Genomic DNA, 14,711 nt, shown 5'->3' with positions numbered 1-14,711 from the left:
CATAGGAAGAGGGTTCCACTGCCTGATGATGAGGTGAAGGCTCCGCCACGCGGATGAATTCCTCGCGTCAGCTTTACAGATTTCGAACGACCCGGTACCCAAAAAAGCATGATCTTACACAGCTATCTTTAACGCATACCACGCCGGACGTCACTGTTTTGAAGCCGGCTACGATACGTGGTCGTCGACTGCGAACAACAGTTAATTCTAATTTATGCCTGGGGTGGGGCCGTCGGTGGCGCGGCGTTACCGCCGCGACGGGCAGAGCCATTCCGAGGTCATCTGGCGGGGATGGGTAATGCCGAGTAGCGCCATGTCACGCGTGATTTCCGCGTTCATCAGCTCGATGGCGTGGGCGACACCGGCTTGGCCGGCGTAGGCGAGCGCATAGTTGAAGGGACGGCCAAAGAAGACGAAGCGCGCGCCGAGGGCGAGTGCCTTGAGCACGTCGGTGCCGCGGCGAAAGCCGCTGTCGATCATCACCGGGAGCTCGCCTACCGACTCGACGATGGCCGGCAGCGCGCGCAGCGACGCGATGGTGCCATCCAGCTGACGTCCGCCGTGATTGGAGACGATGAGCGCATCGGCGCCCAGCGTTTTCGCCCGGCTGGCGTCTTCGGGGTGAAGAATGCCTTTGACGATCAGCGCGCCCTTCCAGCGCTCGCGCACCAGGGCCAGGTACTCCCAGTCGAGATGCATGCGCCCGGAGAAATCGCGATTGACGTGGCGCGAGATCACGGGAATGCCGCGCTGGGCAAAGTTGTTCTCGAAGTGCGGAATGCCGTGGTGACGCAGCGTCTTGTAAAAGGTGTGATAGAGCCAGCGCGGGCGCAGCAGGCCATCGACAGCGAGGCGCAGGCTGGGGCGGATCGGCGACGAGAAACCGCTTCGGCGGTTATTGTCCGGGTTGGGTGGCACCGCGTAATCGACCGTAATGACGAGATGGCGAAAGCCGGCGCGCTCGACTCGTTCAAGCAGCGCCTCGATGCCCTCGCGATCTCCCGGCAGATAGGCCTGGAACCAGTCACTGCCCGGCACCTCGACGACCTCCTCCATCGGCACCAGCGACGAACCGCTCATGATCATCGGCACCTTCGCGGCGGATGCGGCGCGTGCAAGCGCCAGATCGCCGCGGTAGCCGGAGAGCGCGCTGATGCCCATGGGGGCGATGCCAAAGGGCGCCGCATAGTGCCGACCCAGCAGTTCGGTCTCGAGCGAGATGCCGGAGACGTCACGCAGCGTGCGCGGCAGAAAACCGTAGTCGTCGAAAGCCGCGCGGTTGGCGGCGTGAGTCCGCCCATCCTCGGCGGCGTTGGCGACGTAGCCATGAATCGGTCGCGGCAGGCTGCGTCGACCTGCCCACTCCAGATCCGAAAAGTTGCGGATCCGCGCCAGCCGGCGCGCCACGGCTCGAGAGGGATGATTCACATCGGCTCCTCAGGTGTCGAATGCAAGGGGACCTGCGTACGCACTATGCCCCGAGTCCCGGCATATCGAAACCGGCGCGCGCCAGCGCCTCGAGCAGCGTCTGGCGCTGGTTGGCTTCCAGCTCTACCAACGGCGGACGCACCCTAGCCCAGCGCGGATCACTGGCGAAGTGGGCGGTGGCCGCCTTCAGCGCCGGAATCATCGGCACGCTTTCGAAGATGTCGCGGATGACGTTGAGCTCGGTCTGGCGGGCGTCGGCGCCCTCTAGCGCCCAGTTCTCGCCGAGTGCGGCGATGGCGCGTGAATTGACGTTGGCCGTCGCGCTGATACAGCCCGCGCCGCCGGCACGCAGCGTCGGCAGCAAAAAGCGCTCGCTGCCGGCGTAGACGCGAAACCCGTCACCGCTGAAGGTCTCGATCACCGCTCGGGTGTTCTCCCAGTCGCCGCCGCTGTCCTTGATGCCCGCTACCACACCGGGGTAGCGGGCCACCAGCCGCTCGATCAGCTTGAGACCGATAGGCACCTGGGCCACAGGGGGAATGTGATAGAGATAGAGCCGGAGGCGGTCGTCGCCGACCCGCTCGATCACCTCGGCGTAGTAGCGAAAGACGCCCTCCTCCGAGACGCCCTTGTAGTAAAACGGCGGCAGCATCAGCACTCCGCCGACACCCTGCTCGATCGCATGGCGAGTCAACGCAACGCTTTCGGGTATCGAACAGCAGCCGGTGCCTGGCATCAGCCGGCCGGGGTTGACGTCCGCCTCGATCAGCCGGTCGAGCAAAAACTGGCGCTCGACCAGCGACAGTGAATTGGCCTCGGAGTTGGTGCCGAAAATCGCCAGCCCCACGTCGTTGGCGAGCAGCCAGCGGCAGTGGGCGACGAAGCGCTCGGCATCCGGGGCGAGATCGTCACCGAACGGCGTGATGACCGGCGAGAGAACGGTGCCACAGGGAGCCTTGACGGACATGGTGATCTCCAGAGTGTGCGAGTGCGCCCCGCCAACGGGCATGCGCGCGGCGCTGGCGGAGACGACGCGGCGTGACTCAGCCCCAGGGGCCGGTGGCGTAGCGATCGAGCGCCGCCTCGTCGAAGTCGAAGCCCAACCCCGGTGTCTGCGGTAGCATCAGGCGGCCGTCGCGGAAACTCAGTTGGGTATCGATTAGCTTGCGGAAGTTGAGCACCTGATCGTCGGCGAAGAACTCGACGTAGGGCGCGTTGGGGGTCGAACCGACCAGATGCACGTGCAGGTCGTGGAACCAGTGCGGACAGATGTCGACGCCGTAGCTCGCCGCCGTCGCGGCGATGCGGCGAAACTCGGTGATCCCGCCGCAGACCGCGGCATCCGTCTGCAGGATCATCGCCGCCTCCTTGTCGAGCAGCTCCTTGAAGCGCCAGCGCCCCGCCTCGATCTCACCGGTGGCGACGGGAATCGGCGTGCGCTCGGCCAGACGGCGGTGGTTGTCGATGTCGTCCGGGCTGAACGGCTCCTCGATCCAGTAGGGCGAATAGGGCTCCGCCATGCGCGCGAACGCCAGCGCCGTGGGCAGATCGCGCCAGGCATTGTTGGCATCCATCATTAGTAGCACGTCGGGGCCGATCGCCTCGCGCACCGCCGCCAGTCGCGCCTCTTCCCCGGCGAGATCCTCTCGCCCGACCTTCATCTTCACTGCCCCGAAACCCTGGCCGACGTAGCCGGTCATCTCGTCGGCGAGGTCCTGAGGTGTCTTGCCCTCGAGGTAGTAACCGCCACTGGCGTAGGCCGCCACGCTCTCCTCGTCGGTGGCACCGAGAAAGCGATGCAGCGGTAGGTTGGCGGCACGGGCGTTGCGATCCCACAACGCGACATCGAGGATGCTCAGCGCGCGCATCACCGAGCCGGTGCGCCCGTGGAGCAGCCCTTCCTGGTACATCTCCTGCCACAGCCCCTCGACGCGATGGGTGTCCTGGCCGATGAGCACGGGTTTGAGCAGATCGCGCACCGCCCGGGTCACCACCTCGCCGGCGTTGCTGCCGGCGTAGCAGAAGCCGATGCCGCTGACGCCGTCGTCACCGGTGACGCGCACCAGGCAATAGTCGCGCTTCAATACCTGGCGGTTGGAAAAACTGGTGGGGTTATCCAGCGCAACGCTGATGGTTCGGGCCTGAACGTCGGTGATTCGTGTCATGCAGCATTCTCCAGTGAAGGGTCGAGTCGTTGATCGATAAGCGAATCGCTCATGTGACGGCCGACCGATCCCATACGTCGTCGGCTCGCGGGATCGGCCGGGACGAACGCCGCTATCGCTTGCGCTCTAGGCGGCGCTTGAACGGACGTCGCAACCAGCTGAACAGCGGCGTTGCCTGAAGGATCGAGAGCAGCGCCATGATCAGCAGCACCGTGGCGATCGGGCTTTCGAGAAAGACGCCGAAGCTGTCGTTGCCGATCAGCATCGACTGCTGAAAGCTGATCTCCATCACAGGCCCCAGGATCAGCCCGATGACCATCGGCGCCGGTGATACGCCGGCCTTGCTCAGCCAGTAACCGAAGAGCCCGAAGCCCAGCATCAGCCCGACGTCGAACAGGCTGTTGTTGATGGCGAATGCGCCGATGATGCAGAGCGCGAGAATCGCGCAGGCAATGAAGCCGTCGGGCACCTGGGTCACCGAGACGCTCATCTTGGTGAACGCCAGCCCCACCACCAGCAGCGCGATATTGGCCATGATCACCGCCCAGATCAGGGTGTAGGTGACGTCGCCGTAGTCGGTGAGCAGGTTGGGCCCGGGCAGGATGCCCTGCACCATCAGCGCGCCGAGCAGAATCGCCGTGGAGGAGCTGCCCGGAATTCCCAGCGCAATGGTGGGTATCAGCGCCCCACCCACCACCGCGTTATTGGCCGCCTCCGGCGCAGCGACGCCGGCAATCTCCCCCTTGCCGAAGCCGCTCTTGTCCTTGGCGAAGCGCTTGGCTTCGTTGTAAGCGAACCAGCTCGCGGTATCGCCGCCGGTGCCGGGGATCAACCCGACCACGACGCCGATACCGCTGGAGCGCAGGATATTGGGCATCAGGCGCTTGATCGTCTTCCACTGCGGCACCAGCCGGTCGGTGATGCGGCTGGCGACCTTGTTGCCCTGATGCGAGTTCTCGATCAGCGTCAGCGCCTGCGGGACCGAAAAGAGCCCGATCAGCGCGACCGTGAAGTCGATTCCGGAGAACAGGCTGATCTGGTCGAAGGTCATCCGCGGCGTGCCGGTGGTCAGGTCCATCCCCACCGTGCTGATCAACAGCCCGAGACCGCCGGAGAGTAGCCCGCTGATCACTGACCCCTGGGCCAGCGAACCGATGATGGTGATCCCCAGTACGGCGATGGCGAAGAGCTCCACCGGGCCGAACTCCAGCACCAGCGTACCCAGCAATGGCGCCGCCGTGAGCAGCGCGATACCGCTCATGAGACCGCCGAAGAAGGAGGCGAACAGCGACACCCCGAGGGCGTGTCCCGCCTTGCCCTGCTGAGAGAGTGGAAAGCCGTCGAGCACGGTTGCTGCAGCCGAGGGCGTCCCCGGCGTGCGCAACAGGATGGCGGCGATGGAGCCGCCGTAGGAGGCGCCCACATAGAGCGCGGCGAGCATGCTCAAGCCCGTCGCCGGGTCGAAGCTGAAGGTCAGCGGCAGCAGCAGCGCGAGCGCCATGGTGGCCGAGAGTCCCGGCATGGCGCCGACAAACAGCCCCAGCGCCGTGCCACCCAGAATGCAGGCGATGTTGTTGATGCTCAGGACGTTGGTCAGCCCGATCATCACCAGAGAGGAATCCATGCGCGTTGACTCTCCTTTCGTCGAGACGCTAGCGGGTTCGTATCACACGCCAGAGGCGCTCAGACGAAGGCCGGCAGCAGAGGAATCGGCAGCCCCAGGAACCCGATGAAAACTAGACAGATCATCGCGATCAGCACCGCGCTGCCGATGACCGCGAAGGGCCACCGCACGGTGCCGATCACGCCGAGCGCCAGCGCCATGAACAGCGCCGTGGCGAAGATATAGCCCAGCGTCTGCAGCGTGAGCACATAGGCCACGGCCAGCGCAAAGATCGCTACCACCGCCAGCCAGCGCTTGCCTCCAGTGGACGTCGCCTCATCCTTGTCTGCCGCGGCCGGCGCCGCGCGCTGTGGCGAGGCGTCGCGCATCGATGGCTCGTTCGCTCCCCCGGTCGAGGTTGCCGATGAACCGGACGCCATATCGCTGCCCCCTGCCTCCCGCGCCGCCAGGCGGCGGCGCTTGAAGACCAGCTCATCTAGCACCATGGCGAGCGACAGTAGCGCCACCGCCACCGCGTAGATGACCGGCATTTCGGCCGCGGCTCGCGGATAGTCATCGGCCGCGACGTAGAAGGTGGCGGCCACGATGATTCCGAAAACCCCGAGCAGCAGGCGACTGACGTTCATGGCGCTCCCCTTGGTAGGGCCAGTGGTGACGGGATTTACTGCGAGACCTGATCCCGGACCTCTTGCCAGATATCGCGGTACTCGGCTTCCATGTCGGCGATCATTTCGCCGTAGTCATCACCGGTGACCACGTCGAGATTCATCGCTCGCTGCTCGGCCTGCGACTGGAACGCCTCATCGTCCGCCAGTGTCTCGAACGCCGCGATCAGCTGGTCTCGTGCGTCGTCGGGGATGTCCGCCGGTGCGCTGTAACCCCTCGAGGAGCCGGCGACGATATCGATGCCTTTCTCCTGCATGGTGGGAACGTCGGGCAGACTCGTTAAACGCTCCGCCGCGAATACCGCCAGCGCTCGCAGGTTGCCCGATTCCACTTGGCCATAGACGTTGCCGACGTTGTTGAAGCTGGCATCGATCTTGCCGCCCATTGCCGCCGTCGCCGATGGGCCGTCGCCCTGGAACGGCACTCGCTTGAACGACAGGCCGGTCGCCTGTTCGAGCTGGATGGTGGTGAAGAAGTCGTCACCGCCAACGCCGGAATTACCGATGGTGACGGTTCCGGGATTCTGTTCGGCCGCCTCCATCAGATCCTCGATGGTCTCGAAGGGGCTGTCCGCGCTCACCACGACGATGCCCGGATCGGTGACCACGTTGGCGATCGGCGTCATCTCGTCGGTGGTGTAGGTGATGGCATCGTTCATGATGTAGTTGGTCATCAGCATTGGCGTGTTGGTGATGCTGATGACGCTGCCATCGTTCGCCGACTGCTTGGCGAGCCGAGTCCAGGCGACCGCGCCGGTCGCTCCTGGCATGTACTCGTTGACGAAGTCGACGCCGAGGATCTCGGCGAGCTTCGGCTGCACCAGCTGCGCCAAAGCGTCGCTGCCGCCGCCGGGTTTGAAGCCCTGCAGGACCCGGACCTCATCACCGCCGGCGTACTCCTGAGCCTGGGCCAGCGGCACGATGGCAATTGCGAGGGCACTCAGGCCGAGCACCCCGCAGAGTCGGGCGGCCGCCGGGCGGCCAATTGATTCGGTGAGGCCCGTCTGACGGGCGACTCGGGAAATCCTGATAGCGTTCGAAAGCGTGTTGGCGTGCATGACGGGAACCTCGTCGATGGAGTCCGTTATCGTTGCCTTGCCATGGCAACGTATGAATTTGTCGATTAAATTGTCAATAATATTGACGCCAATAACGACTAAAGCAGCATCGCCGCCGTGCGCGTCTTGAACGAAGGTCTTGCCATGCCATGCATCAGGGCTTACCAAGGTATCTCGATGCGAACGCGGGCGGTCGGCGATGCGCCAGGCGCACGGACCGCGCCCAGCGCCCTGGAAGCGGCCATCTGCGGTGTGCCAAGTGCGTCTGCAAGCGCCACGCATCGCTCAGGACAATGATCACCACCGTCATTCAAGGAGTCCCCATGCCCCATCGCGACGCCTCCCAGCCCGTCATCGAGCGCGAAGCGCTCGTCGCCGACGATGCCGCGAGCGCGAGCACGGACGGCGTCACCGTGCCGGCCATCGTCTCGGCGATCGAGGAGGAGATCGTGCTCAGCCGCCTTCACCCCCGTGAGCGGCTGGTCGAGGAAGATTTGATGCGACGCTTCGACGGCAAGCGCCACGTTGTCCGCCAGGCGCTCTTCCAGCTCGAAAATGCAGGACTGGTCGAGCGAATCAAGAATCGCGGCGCCTTCGTGCGCGCCTATACACCCGACGAGGTCGAGGCGATCTACGCCATGCGCGAACTGCTGGAGGGCCGCGCCGCCGCACAGATTCCGTTGCCGGCGCCATCGTCACTGCTCGACGCGTTGAACCGCATTCAGCGCGATCACAGCGAAGCCATCGAACGCAGCGACTGGCGCGCGGTGTTTCGCCACAACATCGACTTCCACCGCACCCTGTTCGCGGCCTGTGGCAACCCCTATCTCTCGGAGACGATCAACGACTTCGCCCAGAAGGCGCACGCCATTCGCTTCATCGGCACCACCGACCGCGAGAGCATCGAGCTCGCCCGTGACGAGCATCGCGGCATGATCGACGCGCTCGAGCGCGAGGACCGTGAGGCGTTCTCCCAACTCTGCTATCAGCACCTGCAGCCCTCCAAGGAGCGCTACCTACGGCTCTATCGGCAGCGCGAGGGCGGCTGAGTCCTTCTCTCGCCGGGATCTCCTCGATTCGACGCCACCGTCCGTCAGCGCGGCACGCGCCCCTGCATGCTGGGCGGGCGCAGAAATTCGAAGTCGCAGCCCTTGTCCGCCTGAGTGATCTGCTCGAAGAAGAGCTTGCGATAGCCGCGCTCGGCAACGATGGGCAGCGGCTTCCACCCCTGCCGGCGGCGCTCGAGTTCCGCCTCGTCGACCAGCAACTCCAGAGCGCGCTCGCGCACGCTCAAGCGGATGCGGTCGCCGCTTTCCACCAGTGCGAGCGGCCCCCCCAGGGCCGACTCCGGCGTGACGTGAAGCACGATGGTACCGGCGGCGGTGCCGCTCATGCGCCCGTCGGAGATCCGCACCATGTCGCGCACCCCCTGACGCGCCAGCTTGCGCGGGATCGGCATGTAGCCTGCCTCGGGCATCCCCGGCGCCCCCACCGGGCCGATCCGTTTGAGCACCAGAATGTCGTCGACGTTGACGTCGAGCCCGGGGTCGTCGATTCGCGCCGCCATGTCCTCGGCGCTCTCGAACACCACCGCCCGCCCCTCGTGCTCCATCAATGCCGGATCGGCGGCGGACTGCTTGATGATCGCGCCGCCGGGGGCGAGGTTGCCGCGCAGGAAAGCGATGCCGCCGCTCGGGTAAAGCGGATCATCGAAGCGATACACGACTGTCTGCTCGAACGCCGGTACGGCATCAATCTCCTCGCCGAGGGTGCGCCCGCTAACGGTCAGCGCGTCGAGATGCAGCAGTGGCTTGAGCTCGCGCAGCACCGTTATCAGCCCGCCGGCGCGGTGTAGATCCTCCATGTAATGCTGCCCGGAGGGCTTGAGGTCCACCAATACGGGCGTCTCGCGGCCCATACGGTCGAAGGCTTCCAGATCGATATCCAGCCCCATGCGCCCTGCGATGGCGGTGAGGTGGATGATGCCGTTGGTAGAGCCGCCGATCGCCAGCAGCACACGCAGCGCGTTCTCGAACGCTTTTTCAGTGAGAATCCGGTCCGGCGTCACCCGAGTACGGGCGTTGATGACCGCCTGGCGGCCGCTCCACTCGGCGATCCGCAGCCGATCCGCGGTCACTGCCGGCGGCGAGGCGCTTCCCGGTAGCGCGATCCCCAGTGCCTCGCTGAGACACGCCATGGTGCTGGCGGTCCCCATCACCGAACAGGTACCCACGCTCCCGACCAGCTTGGCGTTGACCTCCTCGATCTCGGCCTCGTCGATCTCCTGGCCGCGATACATGCCCCAGTAGCGCCGGCAGTCGGTACAGGCACCGACCCGGACGCCGCGATGGCCGCTGGTGAGCATCGCCCCGGTGACCAGCTCGATCATCGGTAGATTGGCCGACGCCGCGCCCATCAACTGCGCCGGCACCGTCTTGTCGCAGCCGCCGATCAGCACCACCGCATCCATCGGCTGGGCGCGGATCATCTCTTCGGTATCCATCGCCATGAGGTTGCGCAGGTACATGCTGGTCGGCGTGGAAAAGCTTTCGGCGACAGAGATGGTGGGGAAGTCGATGGGCAGGCCGCCTTCCAGCATCACGCCACGCTTGACCGCCTCGATCAGTTGCGGCGCGTTGCCGTGACACGGGTTGTAGCCGCTGCCGGTATTGATGATGCCTACGATGGTGCGGTTCAGCGCGTCATCGCTGTAGCCCGCGCCTTTGATGAATGCCTTGCGCAGAAAGAGCGAGAAGCCCTCGTCGCCGTAGTTCGCCAACCCCTGATTGAGTCCGGTCTTGGGGGCTTCGTCGTTGCCATTCACCGGATCACTGCCATCGCGAGCGTCATCGTGGCGCATGTCGCCTCCTGAATTATCAATAATATTATTGACGTGATAACACCACAGGAGGCTCATCTGGCGATATGCGACCTAAGAGGGGGGCGCAGCAAGGAAGAACACCAGCGACGGTCGCGGCACCCAGACCTATCGCCTAATCTTTCTCCCTATCGGCAGCACGACGCCGAGGGCACCTGACCGTGACCCCGAACGACGAATCGATCTCCCGGCGAAGAACCCGGAATCGATCGCCAGAATGAAGGCCAGGCCGCACTGGACGTGCGCCATAGATGACGAGGATGACCATGACTCTGTTCGAAGCCCTACGCGAAAGCCACGACAAGCAACGCCGTCTGCTCGACCTGCTGGTCAAGACCCACGGTGACAGCGACGGCCGCGACGAGCTCTTCAAGCGCGTCAAAGCGGAACTCGAAAACCACGCTGCCGCCGAAGAGCGGGCGCTCTACGTGCCGATGATGGAGATCGATACCACGCAAGAGAAGGCGCGGCACAGCGTCGCCGAGCATCACGAGATCGACGAACTGCTGGAGACGCTGGAGAGCACCGATTACAGCTCGCCGAGCTGGGTCGCCACCGCCAAGAAGCTCCAGGACACGGTGACCCACCATCTCGACGAGGAGGAACACGAGATGTTCCAGGCCGCCGGTCGCGCGCTGGACGACGACACCAAGAAGGCCCTGGCGACGACCTATCGAGAAGAGATGGAAGCGCGCGAGGGCAGCTGAGCTTGGCCTGCCGACACGCGTCTTAGACCCAGCGGGGGCGACGGTCACATCGACACGCGCCCCCGAGTTTTTGAACGACCGGCCGCGGTGAGCATCCCGCGTCGACAAGGAGTCACGATGTCCGAATCTCAATCCAGGGTTGTCCTGATCACCGGCGCCTCCAGCGGCATCGGTGCCGCCACCGCACGCCGCGCGGTGGCGGCGGGCTATCGCGTGGCGCTGGCCGCGCGTTCGAGGGAGAAACTCGACGCGCTGGTCAGCGAACTCGGTGAAGACAACGCCCTCACTATCGAGTGCGACGTCACCTCGCAGTCGGATCAGCGGCGGATGGTCGAACAGACGCTTTCGCAGTTCGGCCGGCTGGACGCACTCTTCGCTAATGCCGGTATGGGCGGCACGCCGGGCGGTTTCAGCGAGGCCGATGCGGATGTCTGGCAGCAAATGATCCTCACCAACGTCTACGGCGTCGGCCTGTCAGTGCAGGCGGCGCTGCCGGCGCTGCGCGAGAGCCGCGGCCATATTCTGCTGACCGGTTCCGCGGCAGGGCGCGCGACCATCCCCGGTTCGATGTACGGCGCAACCAAGTGGGCTGTCACCGGGATCGGCTACAATCTGCGCGAGGAGCTAAGAGGCTCCGGCATGCGGGTGACGCTGATCGAGCCCGGCATGGTCGACACGCCGTTCTTCGACGAGCCACCGGCGCAGTCGATGAAGGACGAAGACATCGCCAACGCGGTGATCTACGCCCTCGAGCAGCCGGCGCACGTCGACGTCAACGAGATTCTGATCCGCCCCACGCCGCCGATCGAGTGAGCCTCCCCGGGGGAGCCGCCGCGGTGACAAATGCAACTTTTTCTCATCGCCGCGGTCTCACGGGGCAGTTTTATCAAGGATGGATCGTCATGCTGTTGCCCACTCGCCTCCCCCGTTACCCGCGACTGACCTGGCTTGCCCCTTTCACTTTTCTGGCGGGCTGTACCGGCATGCCGGAAGGCACCCAGCCCGTCGGCGACTTCCGACTCGATCACTACCTCGGCCAGTGGTACGAGATCGCCCGGCTCGACCACGGTTTCGAAGAGGGACTGGAGTGCGTGCGCGCCGAGTACAGCCGCCGCGAGGATGGCGGCATCCGCGTGATCAACAGCGGGTTCGACCCCGAGACCCAGCAGTGGGAGCAGGCCGAGGGCCGCGCGAGCTTCGTCGGGGATGCCGATGTCGGCCATCTCAAGGTGAGCTTTTTCGGTCCCTTCTACGCCGGCTACAACGTGCTGGCGCTTGACGAGGACTATCGCCACGCGCTGGTAGCGGGGCCGGACCGGGACTATCTGTGGATCCTGTCGCGGACGCCGACCCTCGAGCCCACCACCTACCGCGCGTTGGTCGAGCGCGCCCGCGAGCTGGACTTTCCCGTCGACGAGTTGATTCAGGTCGAGCAGCGTCCTTCGGCCTGCCCTCCCTTTCCCGAGGCCGACGAACCCGCCGCCGATGCCGCCGGGAATGCCTAGCCGCCAGCCGATGCGCTAGCCTGGCACCCGCCGCGCCCCTGACGCTCGTCGGCCTGGCCCCGATCTGATCGCGCCAATGCCCCGTCGTTCCTGAGCCTCGCCCCCTGACGTCGCAGGTGCCATGTCGCCTCGATCGTTGCCATGTCGACCCTGATCCCCCGCCCTCTCCTGGACCCTCCCGCGCGCTCTCAGACCTTGGTTCGAGACGGCCGACCACGCAGCATGAGCGACTATAGTGAGCGGGGACGCCGCGCTCACCGGATGGCCGGGACACGGAAAAGCCAACGGGTCACACACTGCCACTCTTCTTCGAATGGGGGCCCCCATGACGCTACATCGCCGACAGTTTCTCAGCGCCGCCGCCGCCGCCGCGGGTGCGGCACTCGCCCTCTCCTCGCGGGTCTTCGCCAAGCCGAGCGGCGAGGGGCCCAGCCGCTACCCGGACGAGGCCTGGCAGGTGCTCGACGACCGCTTCAACGAGTACTTCCTCTTCAATTCACCGCTGGAGCGTCACTGGTCCGAAGGACTGTGGGTCGAGGGACCCGCCTACAACGCCGTGGGCCGCTACGCAGTCTTCAGCGACATCCCCAACGCCCGGCAGATGCGCTGGGACGAGGTGACCGGCGAGGTGAGTGTCCTGCGTGAAGGGGTGGGGCACTCCAACGGCAACGCCTTCGACCGTCACGGGCGGCTCGTCGCCTGTGAGCACTCGCCGGCACGGGTCGTGCGCTACGAGTGGGACGGCAGCCTGACAGTGCTCGCCAGCCACTATCAGGGCCAGCGGCTCAACGCCCCCAATGATCTCGTCGTCCTCGATGGCGACGGCATTCTCTTCACCGACCCCGGCTACGGCGCCCATGCCGACTACGAAGGGGAAAAGCGCGTTCTCGAGCTCCCGCCCGCCATTTACTACGTCGACGACACCCTGGAAGAGCCGGTACTGGTGACCGACGAACTCGTCAAACCCAACGGCGTGGCGCTCTCCGCCGACGGCGGCACCCTCTACGCCAGCGATACCGCACCCTCGCATCGCCCCACCGAACCGGCGACCATCTCGCGCTGGACGATTGCCGATGGCGGGCGCCGACTGGGCAGTCGCGAGATCGTCGTCTCGAGCCATGACGAGACCTATGACGGCATCGCCCTCGATATCGACGACAACCTCTGGTCCAGCGTCTCCGGCGGTGAAGGCCACGACGGCGTCTCGATCTTCGCTCCCGGCGGCGATCGCATCGGCCGGATACTGCTGCCGGAGGTGTGTGCCAACCTCTGCTTCGTCGGTGAGCGGCGTAACCGCCTGTTGATGACCGCCAGCCGTTCAATCTACACCCTCTATACCGGCACCCGGGGGGCTTGAGAGGGTCAACGAGTGAGGGGCAAGGCGGTGCGGTGACATTGATCGTTGGGCACTGGCCAACGCGCAAGGCTTTCAGGTTCGCACCGCCGATTTTCAGGCGAGGCACGCGGAGGGTTGCCGTATCGCAGGGCACGGGCAATGCTCGGCTTGAGGCCTCACGAGGCCACCCTCTCTGAACTGCAGGAGCCGACATGCTCGATGACTGGCTGACGCTGACGCTCGCCGCCACCGATGCCGCCGATACGCGCCCCCTTGAGGGCAAGCTTGCCGGCGGTCGCTACCGCATGCGGGGTCACGGTGTGCTCGAGCTCACGCCGCGCGCGCCGCGCCCGGGGGTGAGGCCGCTGGTGGTCTCCGCCGGCATCCACGGCAACGAGACGGCGCCGATCGAGCTCGTCGGCGAACTGCTCGCCGCGCTCGAGGCCGGCCGGCTGACACTTGGCGCCCCGCTGCTGGTGATTCTCGGCAACGTGCCGGCGATCCGCGCCGGGACCCGCTTTATCGACACCAACCTGAACCGGCTCTTTCGGCGCGATCTCGACGCCACCGGCGACGAAGCCGATCGCGCCCGCGAGCTCATGCAGGCCGTGGATTCGTTTCTCACCGCGCATCCCGAACGCGCACTGCACCTGGACCTTCACACCGCCATTCGCGACAGCCGCTATCCGCGCTTTGCGGTGGTGCCCCACACTGACACCGCGACGCCCTCGAGCTGGCCGCTGCTCGCCGAGGCCGACATGCAGGCAGTACTGCTGCAGCATCAGCATAGCTGGACGTTTTCGCACTATTCGCGCCACTACCATGGCGTGGAGGCCTATACGCTGGAGCTCGGCCAGGTTCGTCCCTTCGGGGACAACGACCTCGAAGCCCTTGCCGGCATGCGCGGGCTGCTCGCGCGTGTGACCGAGGGGCTGGACGGCCCCCAGACCGACTACCAGGCACTGCCCTTCTACCGCGTCGCGTTCGAACTCACCCGCGACGTCGAGTCCTTTCGCTTCACCTTCGCCGACGACGTGGCCAACTTCACGCCGTTCGCCGCCGGCGAGCGGCTGACCGAGGCGCCGGGCAGCGAGGATTTCGTGGTCCCGGATGAGCCGCTCGCCGTCGTCTTTCCCAACGCCCGAGTCGAACTCGGCGCCCGCGCCGCCCTGCTGGTTCGCCGCTGCGAGCCACCCGCGGCGGCGGCCGGCTGACACCGAGCGCGGACGACCAGACCGACGGCGCGACGCCGTGGGCTGTTACCGTTCAGTGGTCGACAGACCGTCAAAGTTTACGAATAATCAAAGAACTGCAACGAATACCCAGACAACGATAACAACCATGA

Annotated in this window: 13 protein-coding genes; 6 read left to right on the top strand and 7 right to left on the bottom strand. The window is 65.5% G+C overall.

Going from position 1 to position 14,711, the window contains the following annotated elements; genetic code table 11:
* Positions 1-246: 246 nt before the first annotated feature.
* The 6 genes from DOM41_RS06675 to DOM41_RS06650 form a co-directional block, all read right to left on the bottom strand.
* Positions 247-1,428, bottom strand: a complete 1,182-nt coding sequence (locus DOM41_RS06675; protein ID WP_110686055.1) for an alpha-hydroxy acid oxidase — start codon at positions 1,426-1,428, stop codon at positions 247-249.
* Positions 1,429-1,471: 43 nt separating this feature from the next.
* The gene (locus DOM41_RS06670; RefSeq protein ID WP_110686054.1) at positions 1,472-2,395 is read right to left on the bottom strand and encodes a dihydrodipicolinate synthase family protein; all 924 of its coding nucleotides are present in this window, start codon (positions 2,393-2,395) and stop codon (positions 1,472-1,474) included.
* A gap of 76 nt (positions 2,396-2,471) precedes the next feature.
* Entirely contained in the window at positions 2,472-3,593 is a 1,122-nt protein-coding gene (locus tag DOM41_RS06665) for a mandelate racemase/muconate lactonizing enzyme family protein (protein WP_110686053.1), read from the bottom strand.
* A gap of 112 nt (positions 3,594-3,705) precedes the next feature.
* On the bottom strand, positions 3,706-5,217 hold the full coding sequence (locus DOM41_RS06660; protein WP_110686052.1) for a tripartite tricarboxylate transporter permease: 1,512 nt from the start codon (positions 5,215-5,217) through the stop codon (positions 3,706-3,708).
* A gap of 59 nt (positions 5,218-5,276) precedes the next feature.
* Positions 5,277-5,843, bottom strand: a complete 567-nt coding sequence (locus DOM41_RS06655) for a tripartite tricarboxylate transporter TctB family protein (protein ID WP_110686051.1) — start codon at positions 5,841-5,843, stop codon at positions 5,277-5,279.
* Between the two features lie 35 nt (positions 5,844-5,878).
* Positions 5,879-6,940 (bottom strand): tripartite tricarboxylate transporter substrate binding protein, encoded by a 1,062-nt coding sequence (locus DOM41_RS06650; RefSeq protein ID WP_110686050.1) that lies wholly within the window; start codon positions 6,938-6,940, stop codon positions 5,879-5,881.
* A 323-nt stretch (positions 6,941-7,263) separates the two neighbouring features.
* On the opposite strand from DOM41_RS06650, the gene DOM41_RS06645 reads away from it, so the two are divergent.
* On the top strand, positions 7,264-7,989 hold the full coding sequence (locus DOM41_RS06645) for a GntR family transcriptional regulator (RefSeq protein ID WP_110686049.1): 726 nt from the start codon (positions 7,264-7,266) through the stop codon (positions 7,987-7,989).
* 44 nt (positions 7,990-8,033) lie between these two features.
* Here the strand turns inward: DOM41_RS06645 and DOM41_RS06640 are convergent, their stop codons facing one another.
* Positions 8,034-9,800: an IlvD/Edd family dehydratase gene (locus DOM41_RS06640; RefSeq protein WP_110686048.1), complete on the bottom strand. Its 1,767-nt coding sequence runs from the start codon at positions 9,798-9,800 to the stop codon at positions 8,034-8,036.
* A gap of 284 nt (positions 9,801-10,084) precedes the next feature.
* On the opposite strand from DOM41_RS06640, the gene DOM41_RS06630 reads away from it, so the two are divergent.
* The 5 genes from DOM41_RS06630 (at position 10,085) to DOM41_RS06610 (ending at position 14,580) form a co-directional block, all read left to right on the top strand.
* Complete coding sequence (locus tag DOM41_RS06630) at positions 10,085-10,525, top strand: hemerythrin domain-containing protein (protein ID WP_110686046.1); 441 nt, start codon at positions 10,085-10,087, stop codon at positions 10,523-10,525.
* A 117-nt stretch (positions 10,526-10,642) separates the two neighbouring features.
* Complete coding sequence (locus DOM41_RS06625; RefSeq protein WP_110686045.1) at positions 10,643-11,338, top strand: SDR family oxidoreductase; 696 nt, start codon at positions 10,643-10,645, stop codon at positions 11,336-11,338.
* An 89-nt stretch (positions 11,339-11,427) separates the two neighbouring features.
* Positions 11,428-12,030: a lipocalin family protein gene (locus tag DOM41_RS06620; RefSeq protein ID WP_110686044.1), complete on the top strand. Its 603-nt coding sequence runs from the start codon at positions 11,428-11,430 to the stop codon at positions 12,028-12,030.
* Positions 12,031-12,355: 325 nt separating this feature from the next.
* Positions 12,356-13,387: an SMP-30/gluconolactonase/LRE family protein gene (locus DOM41_RS06615; protein WP_110686043.1), complete on the top strand. Its 1,032-nt coding sequence runs from the start codon at positions 12,356-12,358 to the stop codon at positions 13,385-13,387.
* 191 nt (positions 13,388-13,578) lie between these two features.
* On the top strand, positions 13,579-14,580 hold the full coding sequence (locus tag DOM41_RS06610) for a succinylglutamate desuccinylase (RefSeq protein WP_110686042.1): 1,002 nt from the start codon (positions 13,579-13,581) through the stop codon (positions 14,578-14,580).
* Positions 14,581-14,711 lie beyond the last annotated feature (131 nt).

This window comes from Salinicola aestuarinus (assembly GCF_003206645.1).
In the GTDB taxonomy this organism is placed as follows: Bacteria; Pseudomonadota; Gammaproteobacteria; order Pseudomonadales; family Halomonadaceae; genus Salinicola; species Salinicola aestuarinus.
Note: the sequence above shows the minus strand (reverse complement) of the source record. Positions and strands in the feature narration are given on the sequence as shown.